Raw genomic sequence first — 15,709 nt, 5'->3', positions numbered from 1 at the left:
ATTTTCAAAGTATATATTGACTACCTGCTATTTTTAGGATATTATATATTGCCTTTTTTAAATATAAATCTAACAATTAAAAATGTTTTACATATTATAAATATCGCATTATTCACTTTTCAAAGAACATCTTTTTTCATTTACTACCGCGTCAAATCTACATTCTGCATATTTACTTAATAAGTACACATAATAAAATTATTAATATCTATTGTTTATTCTAAAATGTTGAGGTGGTTATACTATGAAAAAATTTATACTTATATTTTTAATTTCAATATTTTTATTATTTAATCTGGCATTCTCTACATTTGCTGCTAACATTTTTAAAGAGGGTATCTATAAAGCAGCTGATTTCAATTTTTCAGCAGAAAATACCTATAGTGTTCAAAATATATCTCAAAAAGATAGTGTTTATATACTTCTTTATGATGAAGAGCAACTTCAAATCCAGTCTATACGCTTAAGCCCCAACTCTGGGAAATATAATTTATTACCACTTAAGCCTGACTACAGAATTGCTATAGTTGGTAATGGAGATGTATTTATTGCTTAAAAAGCGACATATATATTACTAACTTGAAAGGTGATTTTATATTATGAGAAAAAATATTATAGTAACATTAATTTTAATGTGTTTATTCTTTAATTCTCTTGCATTAATTCCCGCATTTGCAGCAAATACGTTTAAGGAGGGTATTTATCAATTATCCAATTTTAATGTTGTGCAAAAAAATCGTTATACTGTTCAAAATATATCACCTGATAATAGTGTTTATATAGCACTTTTTGATGAAAACCAACGTCAAATACAATCTATTTATTTACCACCCAAATCCGCAAACTATAGCTTGCTTGCTCTTGACCCTAGTTATAGAATTGCAATTATTGGGAAGGGTGAAGTAATTATTGCTTAAAAGACACTTTGTAGTGTCTTTTTTTATGAATAATTTCTACATATTCCAAATTACTCTCTAAACTTCTTCTCCACTCTATCATCCTTCTGAATATATCCCATTTCTTCAAGCTCTTTATATAAAGCTTCTTTAATATCTAATCCTTCTTCTTCCATTCTCTTTTGTACTCTTGGAACCACTATATCAACTATATCTTTAATAATTCCCATACTTATAGCTCCTTTTTAGGAAGAGAGCTTTAATAAACTCTCTTCTTATTTATCTTTTGCAGTAACCTTAGCATTAACATTGTAATCCCTGCTAATGCGCCTTCCAGTCCTGCAAGGTATTAATGAATATTTTTGTTTCATTTTCACATAATAATTTTAGCAATTTAACTTATACTCTAAAAATTACGAAAGAAGGCTTGTTAAATGAAAAAATTTATATATATCCTTTCTATCCTTTTACTTTTCCTATTTACTTTAAATACAGCACCTGTCGTAGCTCAGCCAAAAATTTATTCACAAGGTTTTTATAACATGAAAGATTTGAACTTAAGTGAAAATGTTAGTTATAAGGTTCAGAATAATCAGCCTTATGTTGAAGGACTATTAATCATTATTGATGCTGATAAAAAAATCCAACAACTTTTACGAATCCCCGCTAACTCCACTAAAATCCCTTTGGCTCCTCTTAAATATGATTACAAATTTATAATATATAATAATGTGCTTTTGACTTTTTCTTAAATTATGAAAGGTGGCTTATCGAATGAAAAAAATATTTACTATACTTTCTGCTCTACTGCTTTTATCTTTTAGCATGAACAATCTAACAGTCAACGCTAGAACGCTAAATATCCAATTATCCGAAGGTATTTATACTATAAAAGATTTAAAATTGATGGAGAATACTACCTACAACATTCAAAACACCTCTGCCGGAATTAACCTTATGATAAGAATGGATGGTCAGCAAGAAGTAATGGAATCACACCGTTTATTAGAAAACTCACCTAAATACAATATTGGTCCTTTGAAATATGTTGATAGAATTGTAATATTAGGCCCTGGTACTGTAACAATAACAGAATAAATATTTTCAAATTGCACATAATATAATGATTTAGTTAACATATTATTCATATAATCCATTTTGCCCCATTAATTGGGGCTTTTTTAATACAAAAAATTATTTATCAACATTTAGAATTATTTGAAGCTGGACCTCATATAATTAAATGTGACCTCTTCGCTATAACTTTATTTCTCTTTTATTTACTCTTTTGTCCATAATCTTTTTTGCTTTTACCTAGTAACTATAAGCCCCTTTTTAGGGGCTTCCTTCATGTTGCCCACCAATTAATTACATAGCATTTTTCATTTTTATTTCTTTAAGCTTCTTTACTGTTTTATAATAAAACGCTGTCTGCTTACCATCCCAATTAACATTTAAGGTTTCACCGTTGTTGTAAATTCTTACTACTTTGCCTATATGCCTTGTGCCTTTATACTGTATTTCTACTAGATCATTTTCCTCAAAATCTATAAGATTATGAGTGAAAGTTGATGACTTAATATTACTTTTCTTCTCATCAATATCTTTTTCTGCACTTAAAATATACAAGCCTATATTTTCTTTAGGAATCTCAATTTTATATACTTCATCTTCATGATATTTTGGTTTTTGCAAGTATTCTAGTATCCATCCTTTAGGATTTATAACAACCGTTTTATCATGCTTTTGAATTATTATATTAGCATCACCTTTACGTTTAATGTATTCTGTGATATTCATGTCCTTAAGTTTTTTAAGCTGCACATCATTTAACTTTCTATCTTGATTTACAAATAAAATTTCATCAGCTGGAAGCAGATCTATATCTTTTTTTAGCTCCAGTTCTTTTACTCCATCACCGTTAAAGTACAGTGTCTTTTCTTCAAGCTCTACAAGCAATGCTCCATATATTCTTTTAACTATTCTTGCTGCATTGGGTTTATATAGATTAATAATTTCTGTAAATTTATCTTTATGACTTTTGACTATTGGTGCATACTCTTTTTTAGGCTCTTTAACTTCACTGAGCACTAAATCAAATATGCTTATTTGACCATCTAAAACTTCATCCATTTTATTTTTAATCATCGTTATCCCACCCAAGCAGCCTCTTTTCTAAGTTGTCATAGTCATAGTTTCTTGGCTCGAAATTATTAAATCTGAGTGGCTGCACTTCTTTATTCTTAGCTATCTTAACTGGATTTTCTTTATCTACATAATTGCCTTCTAAGATCTTAATAAAATTATTTGGCTTTACTAGCCAATCAAAGGTTACTGTCCAGTTCTTATTATTTTGACCTTTTAAGAAACTGCTGCTTTTTATATTTTCTATAGCTTGAAGTATTTTATCTTGTCCATATTCTTTAAGTCTTGCTTGAAGTAATTTATATCTGTTAGTGCCTTTGTTTATGGATATGAGCTCTTGGAGTCCAAGTTCATTCCACTTATCTATTATTGGTTGCACTTTAGTGCTACTAACTATATCTTTAGATATAGTATTTATATTATTAACTGTATTATTAAGTATTGTATTATTATCTTCACAGTTTTCCGAATACCCTCTGTCGATATCTCGAGTACCTCTATCGATATTTCGAACACCGCAGTCGATATTCCGAGTACCCCCTATCGATATTTCGAGTAGCTTAATTATTCTATTTTCTATTGCTTTTGTACCAGCTTTGTATTTATAAGAAACAGTTAAAAATCCTTTTTTCTCTAAAGATTTTATTATTTCACTACACCTGTTTTTAGATAAGCCAAAAAACTCTGCAAAATAGTCATTAGACGCAAAACATCCCTTTTCATTATCTAAGCTATCTATTTCAACTAAAAATAATTTTTCATTCATAGTTAAGTGAGTATTCAGCCAAATTTCTTTTGGTATCCATATGCCTTTAAAATCTCTTTCCACAGTCTCGCCTCACTTTCATTATTTGTAATTTACATTAACTAAAAACTTAGCTGCATCTACTTAAAGCAACACAGCACCTTTTACATATTTCAATAAATTCTTCAGGTGTAGTCTTTTTATTAAAACTTGTCCTATTAAACCTTATGTCTTCTCTTGTCATAGCAAAAATAATATTAAACTCTTCTTTGCTGACTTTTGATTTTAAATCATTTAAGAATTCTAAAACCATTTACTTTTCCTCCATTTCAATTTATAATGGAGATACGGATGGGCGTCCGTATCTCAAACATTGATTGAACCTTTTATATAAGGTTCTTTTTTTATTTATAAAGTTCATCTTCTTTCATGTTTTTATGTTCATAGAAATCAATACATTTTTTTGTATTCACATCAGTAAATTCAACATATAAATCTCCACATTGATTAAAACAAACTTCTCCAACAGTTACTGTATAAATATCATTAAGCAGTTCATTTTCAACTGTAATAGATCCATCTTTTATTTGCTTCCACATACGTCTTTTTCTTTCTGGAGCATACATTATTGTGTATTCACATTTTTCAGAATCACTTTTAATAACGTCATAGCCTATTTTCCATAAGATTTCTATTATATTCATCTTCTGAATTTCTCCTTTAATATGTTTAAAATCAGTTAATTTGCTTTTAATATCTTTAGAGCATTATTTAAAACCTGAAGTCTTAGCTCTGGAGGACACATTTTCATAACAGCAGCAACTTGTAACTCTGCCACAAGCTCATCAAAGCCTTTTTTATCTTCTAATCCTATAATGGTTACCTTTAATTCATCGCCTTTCATATCCATTCCCCCGTAAATATAAATCATTTCATAATATGTTTTCTTATCACAATGTGTTACCTAGCAAACTTTATAGTTATAATTGCACATACCATTTCATCAAGTGTTTTCATTATCATTTGCCAATCTTCTTTTTCATCTTCATCAACTTGACCATCACGTGAAATCTTAATCATTAATTTCTTAATGCCCTCTAGATCTTCAAGCTCATCTAAAAATGTTAATACTGCTTCGGCTAAATGTTTAACTTCTATCTTTGGGAAAAGTTCTTTTCCTATCAAAGTATTTTGATAATGCTGCAAAATTAAATATGGGCGGTTATATATCTTAGCCATATCAATTACTATGTTTTCTGGTGGTGTTCTCTTCCCACCTTCATATGCTCTTAAACTATCAACAGATATATCTAGTAGTTCTGATGATTTTTCTTGAGTTAAGCTTGTACACTCTCTCGCTACTTGGTAAATATTTCTGTAGTTTTCTACCATTTATTTCCCTCCTTATTCTTGATAAAATCCAATTATGACTTAAAAGCATAATTTAATCTAAAAAAATATTTATTATTTGTTTATTATCCAAGTTTAAAATCGTTTTTAATTCTTTTATTTCCTCTAATGAAAATGGAATTATCCCATTTTCCTTTTTGTTATATGCACTTTGAGATATTTCAAGTTCTCCTCCCAAATATTCTTGGCTGAAGTTAGCTTGTTTTCTCAAAACTTTTAATTGGTCTATTGGCATTTCTCACACTCCCTTTATGATTTTAAGTCATATATTATACTCTAATAATAATGACTTGAAATCATAATGTCAATGGTTTTTAATAAAAATTATTCTTTATAGTCATATTTATAGATTTGAAATCATATTCAGTATACAATTTAAATGAGGTGATAATAATGGCAACATTTGCTGATAGGTTGAAAGAAGAGCGAATACAGAAAAATCTTACACAAACAGAATTAGCTAAAACACTATATTTAGGCCAAACGTCAGTATCTAAATATGAAAGTGGTAAACAAATTCCAGAGATGCCTACTCTGCAAAAAATAGCTGATTTTTTTGAAATATCTATAGATTACCTCTTAGGAAAAACGGATATAAGAAATTACACTGATGATCCTAACATCACTATTGCACTTCATAGTGATGCTGATTATGATGAACTTCCAAAAGAAGCTAAAGAAGAGATTAATAATTTTATTGAATATATAAAACAAAAATATAAAGATAAAAAATAAGATGTTCTTTATGGACATCTATATTTTTGAATATGGATTGTAATAAATTATCAAAATATGAATTTTTTATTCACTTAAGGGGGTCTACTTATGTTAGATTATGATAAGCAAGAATATCGTAAATACACTGGTAAAAGCGAAAGAGACAAATATTTAAATGTACTCAAAGGTATACTTACTGGAATCACAAGTGATGATGAAATAACTAATAATGAAATAGAGGAATTAACCAATTGGTGTTCACTACTAGCTGATTATGCAAATGATAAACCTTTTGACGAAATACTCCAAAAAATATCAGAGGCTCTATCAGACAACATACTAACGCTAGATGAGGTTAGTGATATTATTTGGGTTATTGACAAGCATATTACAAAATCCCAAAATAATTACTATGATCCAATTACACATGGACTTCAACAATTACAAGGAATAATGCATGGTATATTAGCTGATAATGTTGTAGATGATAGTGAAATTGAAAGAATTAAACTTTGGATTCAATCCCATGACTTTTTAGTTGGGTATTACCCATATGATGAAGTCTCTTCATTACTAACTTCAATATTGAGTGATAAGGTTATAACAGATGATGAAAAAAATATATTAAAAGTATACTTTTCTGAATTTGTTGATTCTAATAGTTCTATTAAAATTGATTTTAATGAAATTGAAAATTTAAAGAATGACTATACTGTAAATGGGATTTGTTCTGTATGCCCTGAAATAGATTTTAATAATAAAACCTTCTGCTTTACCGGAGCATCTACGAAAGCAACAAGAAAAGACTTTGAAACTTTAATTCCCTCTCTAGGTGGAACTTTTTCAAAAAATATAACTAAAAAAACTGATTATCTTATTATAGGCGGCAATGGTAACACATGCTGGGCATATTCTTGCTATGGTAGAAAAGTTGAACAAGCTATTAATCTAAGACAAAATGGTTCTAAAATAATTATAATACACGAAAATGACTTTTGGGACGCTGTTGAAGATTTTCAATAAATAGAGAGTAAATATATAGTTTAAAGGAGATACATATGGCAAATATAAATGATTTTAAATTAGTAAAACTTAAAAGTAAAAAAATGTTCGATTATCTAAAAGTGAACAAAGACACTTCAATGAAAGAAACTGATAAAGAGCGTTTAGGATTTTATCACCTAATTTTGGAGAACGTTACTGGTATTATGGGATCTGAAAATTTAATAGATTCAATAGATTACCAAGATCAAGCTTATGTAATAATTGATAGTGAGTATAATAAATTAGTGAATAAAATTGGTATTGATGATCTAGGAGTTGATGCAGTATCAATAATGCCAAACGATAATAATGAAATTGATATAAAGCTTTTCAACTTTAAATATCGAAATTCATTTAACCCTGAAAAAACAAAAAGTGAAGGGGATATTTCTAGAAGTACTAAGTTTCTTGAGTATATAATTCATAACGAACTTTTAGATGAAAATACTAATACCATAGTACACAAACAAATAAATACTATTATTGAACATCTTAATAGCAGTAAAATATGCAACTTAAGTATGTACATGGTATCTAATGAGGCAAATGGATTCGCTCCAAATAGTAATGAATATATAAAAATTCTTGAAAAAAGCTACGGAATGAAAATTGTAAATATATCTTTAGATGATATAATAAGCTTTTTTAACATAAAAAAGGATAATAGAAAAAGTAGTTTTATAATATCCCCGAATGAATTTTTATCTTTTCAAAGTGATGAAAAGTCAACTCAAAAATCATATATTTTAAAATTATCTTTATTGGATCTAATTAGAATAACATGTGATAATGAAACATTAGCAAACAATTATTCCCTTGAAGATGATGAAAAGATATTAGATGCTAGATTAGATTTTTCTCTTTTATACGATAATGTACGTGGCTTCTTAGGCGATACAAAATATAATAAAAATATAATAGATACGCTGAAAAGTAATCATCAATATTTCTTTATGTTTAATAATGGAATTACATTAACATCTGAAAAGATAGACTGTGATGCAAAAAATAGTGGCATGAAATACCTTTTCACAATAGATAATTTTCAAATTGTTAATGGTGGACAAACAATTCGATCAATATATAGCTTTCTAAATGATGATTATGATTCTGAAAAAATCGCAAAATTACGCGAAGCATATGTATTATTAAGAATTTTTAAAACAAACAAAAATGATCCTTTGCAAAATTCAATTGCTGAATATACAAATAGTCAAAATGCAATATCTGATGTAGATTTAAAGTCAATTGACAGCATTCAAATTCAGATCGAAAAATATTTCTCAGAATTAGATATACTTTATGCAAGAAAATCAGGCGATTTGGGAGACTTGGACAAAGAATATGTATTTAGAATTTCAATGGAAAAATTAGCTCAGATTTTATATTCTTCACTTGGATATCCAGATAGAGCAAGTAATCAAAAAAGACGATTATTCCAAGATTATTATAATGAAATCTTTAAATCAGAAAACTTTTCCTTAGAAAACTGTAAAAGTAAAGCAGAAAAATTCCTTGAGATTGAACAAATATATAATCACTATAGTTATTATAAAGTCTCTGATCAAAAAATATTTTATATTCTTTACATGTGCTCATTTACTGATCTTACGATTAATGAGGCTATTGAAAACCTTGAAAAGTGGCTAAAAAGTTATAATTCAGGTGTAGCTGAATCAAGAAAACTAATTCAAAAAGGCTTTAAAGATCATATAGATTTTAATTTAAATATATCTCCAATTGAATCATAGTTTTATATAAACGAAACTTATTTTAGGCTAGATAGTTGACTATCTAGCCTAAAATTATTATCATTCAAAAAATTTTTCTTGCAAAATTAATCAAATCCGTTCTATTGAACATACGTTCCTATTGCATTATAATAATATCATTAATACTGATAATGGCGGTGATAGACTAATGAAAAAATTAAGTGATATTTTTTGTATTATTGAGAAAGAGAAAATACACATTGAAGAAAGAAGTCTTAATCAATATTCATTTAATGGAATTTATTTTAAAGCTCCAGAACTTCCTCCAGTTATAATTGTAGAAAAATCTATTATTAATGATAGATGTAAATATATATCTATTCTCGCTGAAGAGTTAGGACATCATTTTACCAGTTTAGGTAATTTAACTATTGAATCCAAAAATTATTCTGAAAAACTTATGAAGAATAAGCAGGAGCATAAAGCTAAATCATGGGCTGCTAATTTTCTTGTAAGTGATGATGAATTCCTACAAGCATTATGTAATTGCATATCTACTCCTTGTGAGATATGTGATTTTTTTAATATAACTAATGAAATGCTACAATATAAGATTCATTCTATAGTTGTTGATGAAAATAGATATAATTATATAAGATCTGCATTAAAGAGAAAGGAAGTCCCATATAATAGTTGTGAAATATAGTATTTTTCCTACTACCTTTTAATAAATATATGTAGCTATACTCAATTAACTTAACTTATTCATAAAACTACAATCAATGTATAACACTTTGGAGGTATACTATGAAAGCAGCTATTTATTCTAGAAAATCAAAATTTACTGGTAAAGGTGAAAGTGTAGAGAACCAAATAGAGCTATGTAAATCCTATGCTAAAAATAACGGCTATGATGATATTTATATATATGAAGATGAAGGCTTTTCAGGTGGTAATATAAACAGACCTGAATTTAAATCTATGATGAAGGATGCTGCAGCAAAAAAGTTTGATGCAATTATTTGTTATAGGCTTGATAGAATTAGCAGAAATGTTTCTGACTTCTCAACATTGATTGATGAGTTAAAAGTCCTTGGCATTGATTTTATTTCAATACGTGAACAGTTTGACACTTCTAGTCCTATGGGTACTGCTATGATGTTTATTAGCAGTGTATTTGCTCAGTTGGAGCGTGAAACCATAGCTGAACGTATTAAAGATAATATGTATGAACTTGCTAAAACTGGCCGTTGGCTTGGTGGCACTCCCCCTTTTGGTTTTTCTTCTGAACCTATATATTATTTAGACAATAATTCTAAGCAAAAAAAGATGATGAAATTATCTCCTATTAATGAAGAAATTTCTCTAGTGAAACTTTTCTTTGAACAATATTTAACTCTTGGAAGTCTTGGAAAGCTTCAAAAGTATCTTATTCAAAATGATATTAAAACTAAAAGAAATTCTCCTTGGGATATAAAAGCCTTGCAGCTCTTACTTAGAAATCCTGTTTATGTTAAATCTTCTGAACTTGTTATAAGTTATCTTTCAATAAAAGGTGCAACTGTATTTGGTGATCCAAATGGTAATGGAATATTAAGTTATAACAAAAAAGATTCTAAGGATAAATATAAAGATATTAGTGAATGGATTCTTTCTGTTTCTAAACATGAAGGTGTAATTGATGATAATTTATGGATTAAAGTTCAAAGGCAATTAGATAAGAATAAAGATCTTGCACCTAGACTTGTTAATGGCAGCGAATACGGTGTATTTAATTCAGTTCTTCACTGCGCTAAATGTGGTGGAAAAATGATTCAAAAGCAAGGTCATGTTTCTAGAAAGACTGGAGAAATTCTTCGTTATTATATATGTGTAAATAAGATTAATCCAAGTGATAATACTTGTGATTCTAAAAACATAAGGCTTGATAAATTAGAAAAGAGTGTTATGAAAGAACTCTTTAAGGCTACTGATGATAAAGGCTCACTTATTAAAGCCATTGAAAAATATAAAAAATCTTTAGAATCTGAAGCAGTAGATAAAAGCAATATTAAATCATATGAAAAGCAAATATCTCAAAAGGAGCTGCAGGTAAAAAACTTAATTGATAAGCTTTCTTTAAATCCTAACATATATGATTTACTTTCTTCTAGAATTGAAGAATTAAATAAAGAAATTAAAGAATTGAAATTTAAAAAGTTTGAATTAGAAAATACTAATAGTAATTTAAAAGCAGCCATTAAAGAAATTAACGCTTCTACTTCTATGCTTTTGAATTTTAAAAAGCTATGGGAAAATGCTGATTATTCTATGAGAAAGCTTCTTATAAATTCTTTTGTTGATTATATTTCTTATAACTCAGATACTCAGGAAGTAGTTATAAAGCCATTTTGTACTAATAAAAAAAAAGGCGCTCTTTAATGTAGCGCCCAAATGCACCTGCAGTTGCAGCAAAATCTATATTATTTACCATATTGACATCTGTTTTTGGATTAATATTATTGTGTTTCATAGCATATTCAAAAGCCATTTCTGGAACACCACCCGGTCTTCCTCCTATAATATTTTTTCCTTTAATATTTTGCCACTTAAAATTGTCTTCCTTAGTTCGTCCAACCACGAAAGAGCCATCTTTTTGGGTAAGCTGTCCAAAAAGTACTGGGTAGTCTTCTCTTCCTTGATTATTAATGTAAATAGTTTGTTCTGGTCCACAAAAACCAATATCTGCTGATTTACTTAAAACTGCTTGCATAGTTTTATCTGCGCCTTGACCTGTTTGTAAATCAATTTCGATTCCATTCTCTGCAAAATAGCCTTCTTTCATTGCAACATACATAGGAGCGTAAAAAACTGAACGTGTAACTTCATTTAAGCGTACAGTTACTTTACCTTCCTTAGTTTTATTATTGCTACTACAGCCAAACATAGATATGGCAGTTATACTCGAAATCAATAAAGCAGTTAATACTTTTAACTTTTTTTTCATTAAATAAAGCATCTCCTAATACTGTTTTATGATGTATCATATGATATTTAATCAAAGATTGTTCTAATATATATGCTCTATTTGCTGGATACAATAAGTCTTAATTTATATAAACTATTTGGGCTTAAAACTTTATTTTGTAAACAATTCACATTTAACAATTTTAGCTTAAAGCAACGCACAAAGTATAAACTTCTAAATTTAATTGTCGATTTTTAAATAATATGATAATATAATCATATCGTTTTTATAAAAAAGGTATTTTATCCACTTATCATTTCTAAGAACAATATCAACAACATTAAATGTATAGAAAGGGGAATTTAATATGAAACTATGGTCCATTATAGCAATAGGAGTATATTTACTTATTTTGCTTACAATAGGATACTACTCTTACAAAAAAACATCTAATCTTTCAGATTATATGATAGGAGGAAGAGGACTCGGACCTCTTGTTACAGCATTATCAGCAGGCGCAAGTGATATGAGCGGTTGGATGCTTATGGGACTTCCTGGAGCAGTTTACCTAACTGGTATATCTAATATTTGGATAGGAATTGGTTTAACCGTAGGTGCCTACTTTAACTACCTTCTACTGGCTCCAAGATTTAGAGTCTACACAGAGATTGCAAATGACTCTATGACAATTCCAGACTATTTAGAAAATCGTTTTAAAGATAAGTCTAACATACTTAGGCTTGTATCTGGTATCGTAATACTTGTTTTCTTTATTCTTTATGTTTCATCAGGACTTGTTGCTGGAGGAAAATTATTCGTTGATACATATAAGCTAACTTATACAATGGGTGTAGTTGTCACTCTATCTGTTGTTGTTCTTTATACGTATTATGGTGGATTCTTAGCAGTTAGCCTTACTGACTTCTTCCAAGGGACTTTAATGTTTATATGTTTAATCACTGTTCCAGTTGTAGCGTATATGAATATAGGGGTAGATCCTGGAACATTTGTAAATAAGGTAAAAGCAATTGATCCTAAATTATTTGATATATTTAGAGGGACTAGCATAGCTAGTATTATTAGCCTTCTAGCTTGGGGCTTAGGCTATTTTGGACAGCCTCACATTATTGTTCGTTTCATGGCAATAAAATCTGCAAAAGAATTAAAATCAGCAAGAAGAATTGGTATTGGATGGATGGCAATAGGTCTTTTAGGTGCTGTTGTAAGTGGTATTATAGGTCTTGTATATTTTACTGAACATAACACTCCATTAAGTGATCCTGAAACAGTTTTTCTTAGACTTGGTGATATATTATTTCATCCATTTATTACAGGAATTATATTATCTGCAGTACTAGCTGCTATTATGAGTACTATCTCATCTCAGCTTTTAGTTTGTTCAAGTTCTATTACAAAAGATTTTTATCTAGCTTTCTTTAATAAAGAAGCTTCCGAAAAACAACAAATGGTAATAGGTAAATTAGCTGTATTAGTCATAGCAGCATTTGCGACAGTACTTGCATACCTTCCAAATAAGACTATTTTAGATATTGTTGGCCAAGCATGGGCTGGTTTTGGTTCGTCTTTTGGTCCAGTTCTTTTATTAAGTCTGTACTGGAAAAGAATGACTAAATGGGGTGCCTTATCTGGAATGATTGTTGGTGGTATAACAGTTCTTTTATGGATTGTTTTAGGTTTATCTAGTTTTCTATATGAGATGATTCCAGGATTTTCATTATCACTTCTATCTGTAATTATCGTTAGTCTTTTAACTAAAAAGCCAGATAGTGATGTCAGTAACCAGTTTAATAAAATGGAAAATATATTAACAGATATGAAATAATATATTTGTTTTCTAAAGGTATAGTATTCAATTAATCTTGTACCTTTAACTTATAAAAAATAACAGTAAGACTAATAATTCTATGGTCTTACTGTTATTTTTTATCCTTATTTGCTTATTTTAAATTTTGATACTAATTCATTTAATCTATGAGCCAATTTAGCTAATTGATTAGCTGAATCTCCTATTTCGTCCATAGTAACAGCCTGTTCTTCAGCTGATGCTGATACCTCTTCTGTTGCTGATGCCGTGTGTTCTGATATAATTGATGTTTCTTGCATTTCTACTACTGTATCTTTTGCTGTTTTAATCATAGATTCTGTAGAATTATATACATCTCGAACTACATCAAAAATGTTTCTTATAGCTTTTTCTATATTATCAAAATGAGTTTCAGCCTTTAACGCTGTTTCCATACCAACAGTAATTTCCTTAGAACCTTCATCCATACTACTACTAATGGTCTCAATTTGATTTTGTATTCCACTTATTAAAGCCGAAATCTGACTGGCAGCAGTAGCAGATTGTTCCGCAAGGGTTCTTACTTCATCTGCAACTACGGCAAATCCCTTTCCTTGCTCTCCAGCTCTAGCAGCTTCTATTGCTGCATTTAAAGCAAGTAAATTGGTCTGACTTGCAATGTTAGTTATAACTTCAACAATCTTACCAATTTCATTTGATCTCTCAAGTAACATTTTACTTTCTTCTAAATTGGTTTTATTGTTTTCAACAATTAATTTCATACTTTCAACAGCTTTATCCACCGCTTCAAAAGCAACCGCACTTATGTTATGTGATTCTTCAGCTGTTTCAAGCATATCATTACATTTATTAACAACAACTCTACTTACTTCTTCCATTTCAATTGTTTTCTCGCTGGCTAAAGTCACTTGTCTTGACTGCTCAGTTGTATTTTCTGCTATCACTTGTATTGCTTTAGCAACTTCTCCAGTAACCTTAATGCTATCATCACATGAATTTGCAAGATTAGTTGAAACTTCATTTACCTTTGATGATTCATTATTTATATCTGTAATTATGCCTCTTAATGCTTCTATCGTATGATTAAACGCTGTAGCAAGATTTCCAAATTCATCTTTGGATTTTACTTCTATCGAACCACTTAAGTCTCCAGTAGATATAACTTCCGCGAACTCATTAAGGCGTACTAAAGGTTTGATCAACTTAGTTGCTGCTGTAAATATAGCTGCTGATAAAATTACGATAATAGCTATAACTATCCCAATCATAATCAGTATCAAATGATTAGATGAAGCAAAAAGTTCATCCTCATAAACAACATTTATAACTGTCCAACCAGAAATCGGTGCCTTTGCATAGAATGCAATTTTTTTCTCAGATCCACTTCCAAATTTAAAAACTCCTGGTTTATCACCTTGAATGGCTTCATTAAGTTTAGTAAGATCTGAATCGTTAACTGTATTTATTTTCTCTTTCATGGCCCAATCTTTATTTGGGTGAACTATAAAAGTTCCATCACTTCCTAATAATACTCCGTAACCTTTTTGACCATATTTTAGATTTTTAACTTGATTTTCTACTGCTTCAATAGCTAAACTTGAGGCAGCTCCTGCTGTAACTTTTCCTTGTGCATCTTTATTCCACGCAACCATCATTACAACATTCTTATCATAAGCTTCAGAATATGTAGGCTTAAATATTGCATCATAAGGAACGCCATTTGTCTTTGAATATCTTTCTGAAGCTTCTGTTGCAGCACCTTTAGCCCAATTAGCAGTTGCAAATTTTCCATTGCTTACATTATAAAATCTCGCTTGTAGCTTATTCAAACTATCAGCGTTACTCCATTCACTAGGCTCTAGGCTATTTAGTATATGGACTGCTGCATATTCGTCTGGATATGTATTTTTAATAAAATTAAATCTTGATAAATTTAAATCATCTATTATGTTTAATGATCCATCTGTGCTATTTAAATTTAAACCAGGATTTTTTTCCAAAACTTGTTTAAGCACTGGGCTTTGAGCTGTTTCTTGAACTTCTGCCATTCTACTCGTCAGCCATGTATTAATATGACCAGTTGCTTCTGTTGTTCTTAATGACATGGAATTCACTAATTCGCTTTCTATAATGCTCCTAAAATTAATATATGCAAATCCTGTCAGCGATATCAATCCAACTATTACTAGCGGCAATATTATTACCATTAACTTTGATTTAAATGATATTCTCATGATTAATCATTTCCTCCTTAAGGTGTACAAATTT

At 29.3% G+C, this 15,709-nt stretch carries 19 protein-coding genes and 1 pseudogene; 10 read left to right on the top strand and 10 right to left on the bottom strand.

Annotated elements, in window-relative coordinates:
- Positions 1-244 precede the first annotated feature (244 nt).
- Both AXY43_RS19470 and AXY43_RS19465 read left to right on the top strand, forming a co-directional pair.
- A complete protein-coding gene (locus AXY43_RS19470) occupies positions 245-556 on the top strand; it encodes a hypothetical protein (RefSeq protein WP_041894500.1) in 312 nt (103 codons plus the stop codon).
- A 43-nt stretch (positions 557-599) separates the two neighbouring features.
- Entirely contained in the window at positions 600-917 is a 318-nt protein-coding gene (locus AXY43_RS19465; RefSeq protein ID WP_087702225.1) for a hypothetical protein, read from the top strand.
- Positions 918-967: 50 nt separating this feature from the next.
- Here AXY43_RS19465 and AXY43_RS28065 read toward each other — a convergent pair whose 3' ends face one another.
- Positions 968-1,126 carry a hypothetical protein gene (locus AXY43_RS28065; RefSeq protein ID WP_179208037.1) on the bottom strand — a complete coding sequence of 53 codons (159 nt, stop codon included), beginning with the start codon at positions 1,124-1,126 and terminating at the stop codon, positions 968-970.
- Between the two features lie 204 nt (positions 1,127-1,330).
- Between AXY43_RS28065 and AXY43_RS19460 the strand changes: the two genes are divergently transcribed.
- The gene (locus AXY43_RS19460) at positions 1,331-1,648 is read left to right on the top strand and encodes a hypothetical protein (protein ID WP_105411999.1); all 318 of its coding nucleotides are present in this window, start codon (positions 1,331-1,333) and stop codon (positions 1,646-1,648) included.
- 22 nt (positions 1,649-1,670) lie between these two features.
- Positions 1,671-1,994, top strand: coding sequence for a hypothetical protein (locus tag AXY43_RS19455; RefSeq protein WP_105411998.1), 324 nt, complete (start codon positions 1,671-1,673; stop codon positions 1,992-1,994).
- 270 nt (positions 1,995-2,264) lie between these two features.
- Here AXY43_RS19455 and AXY43_RS19450 read toward each other — a convergent pair whose 3' ends face one another.
- From AXY43_RS19450 to AXY43_RS19425, 7 genes are all read right to left on the bottom strand, one after another.
- Positions 2,265-3,044 carry a hypothetical protein gene (locus AXY43_RS19450; protein ID WP_105411997.1) on the bottom strand — a complete coding sequence of 260 codons (780 nt, stop codon included), beginning with the start codon at positions 3,042-3,044 and terminating at the stop codon, positions 2,265-2,267.
- A complete protein-coding gene (locus AXY43_RS19445; RefSeq protein ID WP_105411996.1) occupies positions 3,037-3,870 on the bottom strand; it encodes a helix-turn-helix domain-containing protein in 834 nt (277 codons plus the stop codon). Before AXY43_RS19445 ends, AXY43_RS19450 begins: the two co-directional genes overlap by 8 nt.
- A 46-nt stretch (positions 3,871-3,916) precedes the next feature.
- Positions 3,917-4,099, bottom strand: a complete 183-nt coding sequence (locus AXY43_RS19440) for a hypothetical protein (RefSeq protein ID WP_011968234.1) — start codon at positions 4,097-4,099, stop codon at positions 3,917-3,919.
- Positions 4,100-4,190: 91 nt separating this feature from the next.
- Complete coding sequence (locus AXY43_RS19435; protein WP_105411995.1) at positions 4,191-4,490, bottom strand: hypothetical protein; 300 nt, start codon at positions 4,488-4,490, stop codon at positions 4,191-4,193.
- A gap of 35 nt (positions 4,491-4,525) precedes the next feature.
- A complete protein-coding gene (locus AXY43_RS28060) occupies positions 4,526-4,690 on the bottom strand; it encodes a hypothetical protein (RefSeq protein WP_167514407.1) in 165 nt (54 codons plus the stop codon).
- A 56-nt stretch (positions 4,691-4,746) separates the two neighbouring features.
- Positions 4,747-5,178, bottom strand: a complete 432-nt coding sequence (locus tag AXY43_RS19430) for a helix-turn-helix domain-containing protein (protein WP_105411994.1) — start codon at positions 5,176-5,178, stop codon at positions 4,747-4,749.
- A gap of 52 nt (positions 5,179-5,230) precedes the next feature.
- Positions 5,231-5,431 (bottom strand): helix-turn-helix transcriptional regulator, encoded by a 201-nt coding sequence (locus tag AXY43_RS19425; protein WP_105411993.1) that lies wholly within the window; start codon positions 5,429-5,431, stop codon positions 5,231-5,233.
- A 158-nt stretch (positions 5,432-5,589) separates the two neighbouring features.
- Between AXY43_RS19425 and AXY43_RS19420 the strand changes: the two genes are divergently transcribed.
- The 5 genes from AXY43_RS19420 (at position 5,590) to AXY43_RS19400 (ending at position 11,090) form a co-directional block, all read left to right on the top strand.
- The gene (locus tag AXY43_RS19420) at positions 5,590-5,931 is read left to right on the top strand and encodes a helix-turn-helix domain-containing protein (protein ID WP_105411992.1); all 342 of its coding nucleotides are present in this window, start codon (positions 5,590-5,592) and stop codon (positions 5,929-5,931) included.
- Positions 5,932-6,021: 90 nt separating this feature from the next.
- Positions 6,022-6,936 (top strand): BRCT domain-containing protein, encoded by a 915-nt coding sequence (locus tag AXY43_RS19415; RefSeq protein WP_105411991.1) that lies wholly within the window; start codon positions 6,022-6,024, stop codon positions 6,934-6,936.
- Between the two features lie 35 nt (positions 6,937-6,971).
- Positions 6,972-8,708: an AIPR family protein gene (locus AXY43_RS19410; protein ID WP_105411990.1), complete on the top strand. Its 1,737-nt coding sequence runs from the start codon at positions 6,972-6,974 to the stop codon at positions 8,706-8,708.
- 169 nt (positions 8,709-8,877) lie between these two features.
- The gene (locus AXY43_RS19405) at positions 8,878-9,375 is read left to right on the top strand and encodes an ImmA/IrrE family metallo-endopeptidase (protein ID WP_105411989.1); all 498 of its coding nucleotides are present in this window, start codon (positions 8,878-8,880) and stop codon (positions 9,373-9,375) included.
- A gap of 101 nt (positions 9,376-9,476) precedes the next feature.
- Positions 9,477-11,090 (top strand): recombinase family protein, encoded by a 1,614-nt coding sequence (locus AXY43_RS19400; RefSeq protein WP_105411988.1) that lies wholly within the window; start codon positions 9,477-9,479, stop codon positions 11,088-11,090.
- A 10-nt stretch (positions 11,091-11,100) separates the two neighbouring features.
- Here the strand turns inward: AXY43_RS19400 and AXY43_RS19395 are convergent.
- Positions 11,101-11,595 (bottom strand): annotated as a pseudogene (locus AXY43_RS19395) (ABC transporter substrate-binding protein); the annotation flags it as partial.
- A gap of 388 nt (positions 11,596-11,983) precedes the next feature.
- On the opposite strand from AXY43_RS19395, the gene putP reads away from it, so the two are divergent.
- On the top strand, positions 11,984-13,459 hold the full coding sequence (gene putP, locus AXY43_RS19390; RefSeq protein ID WP_023973980.1) for a sodium/proline symporter PutP: 1,476 nt from the start codon (positions 11,984-11,986) through the stop codon (positions 13,457-13,459).
- Between the two features lie 107 nt (positions 13,460-13,566).
- Here putP and AXY43_RS19385 read toward each other — a convergent pair whose 3' ends face one another.
- A complete protein-coding gene (locus tag AXY43_RS19385; protein WP_023973981.1) occupies positions 13,567-15,675 on the bottom strand; it encodes a methyl-accepting chemotaxis protein in 2,109 nt (702 codons plus the stop codon).
- Positions 15,676-15,709: the final 34 nt, after the last annotated feature.

Origin of the sequence: Clostridium sp. MF28, assembly GCF_002969175.1 — a bacterium.
Classification (GTDB): Bacteria; Bacillota; Clostridia; order Clostridiales; family Clostridiaceae; genus Clostridium; species Clostridium beijerinckii.
Note: the sequence above shows the minus strand (reverse complement) of the source record. Positions and strands in the feature narration are given on the sequence as shown.

Bases quoted from the DNA above. Each gene is read 5' to 3' on its own strand.
- AXY43_RS19425 (WP_105411993.1), bottom strand. From the start codon at position 5,431: ATGCCAATAGACCAATTAAAAGTTTTGAGAAAACAAGCTAACTTCAGC.
- AXY43_RS19400 (WP_105411988.1), top strand. From the start codon at position 9,477: ATGAAAGCAGCTATTTATTCTAGAAAATCAAAATTTACTGGTAAAGGT.
- AXY43_RS19470 (WP_041894500.1), top strand. From the start codon at position 245: ATGAAAAAATTTATACTTATATTTTTAATTTCAATATTTTTATTATTT.
- AXY43_RS19465 (WP_087702225.1), top strand. From the start codon at position 600: ATGAGAAAAAATATTATAGTAACATTAATTTTAATGTGTTTATTCTTT.
- AXY43_RS19460 (WP_105411999.1), top strand. From the start codon at position 1,331: ATGAAAAAATTTATATATATCCTTTCTATCCTTTTACTTTTCCTATTT.
- AXY43_RS28060 (WP_167514407.1), bottom strand. From the start codon at position 4,690: ATGAAAGGCGATGAATTAAAGGTAACCATTATAGGATTAGAAGATAAA.
- AXY43_RS19430 (WP_105411994.1), bottom strand. From the start codon at position 5,178: ATGGTAGAAAACTACAGAAATATTTACCAAGTAGCGAGAGAGTGTACA.
- AXY43_RS19420 (WP_105411992.1), top strand. From the start codon at position 5,590: ATGGCAACATTTGCTGATAGGTTGAAAGAAGAGCGAATACAGAAAAAT.
- AXY43_RS19440 (WP_011968234.1), bottom strand. From the start codon at position 4,099: ATGGTTTTAGAATTCTTAAATGATTTAAAATCAAAAGTCAGCAAAGAA.
- AXY43_RS19405 (WP_105411989.1), top strand. From the start codon at position 8,878: ATGAAAAAATTAAGTGATATTTTTTGTATTATTGAGAAAGAGAAAATA.
- AXY43_RS19450 (WP_105411997.1), bottom strand. From the start codon at position 3,044: ATGATTAAAAATAAAATGGATGAAGTTTTAGATGGTCAAATAAGCATA.
- AXY43_RS28065 (WP_179208037.1), bottom strand. From the start codon at position 1,126: ATGGGAATTATTAAAGATATAGTTGATATAGTGGTTCCAAGAGTACAA.
- AXY43_RS19435 (WP_105411995.1), bottom strand. From the start codon at position 4,490: ATGAATATAATAGAAATCTTATGGAAAATAGGCTATGACGTTATTAAA.
- AXY43_RS19415 (WP_105411991.1), top strand. From the start codon at position 6,022: ATGTTAGATTATGATAAGCAAGAATATCGTAAATACACTGGTAAAAGC.
- AXY43_RS19455 (WP_105411998.1), top strand. From the start codon at position 1,671: ATGAAAAAAATATTTACTATACTTTCTGCTCTACTGCTTTTATCTTTT.
- AXY43_RS19385 (WP_023973981.1), bottom strand. From the start codon at position 15,675: ATGAGAATATCATTTAAATCAAAGTTAATGGTAATAATATTGCCGCTA.
- putP (WP_023973980.1), top strand. From the start codon at position 11,984: ATGAAACTATGGTCCATTATAGCAATAGGAGTATATTTACTTATTTTG.
- AXY43_RS19410 (WP_105411990.1), top strand. From the start codon at position 6,972: ATGGCAAATATAAATGATTTTAAATTAGTAAAACTTAAAAGTAAAAAA.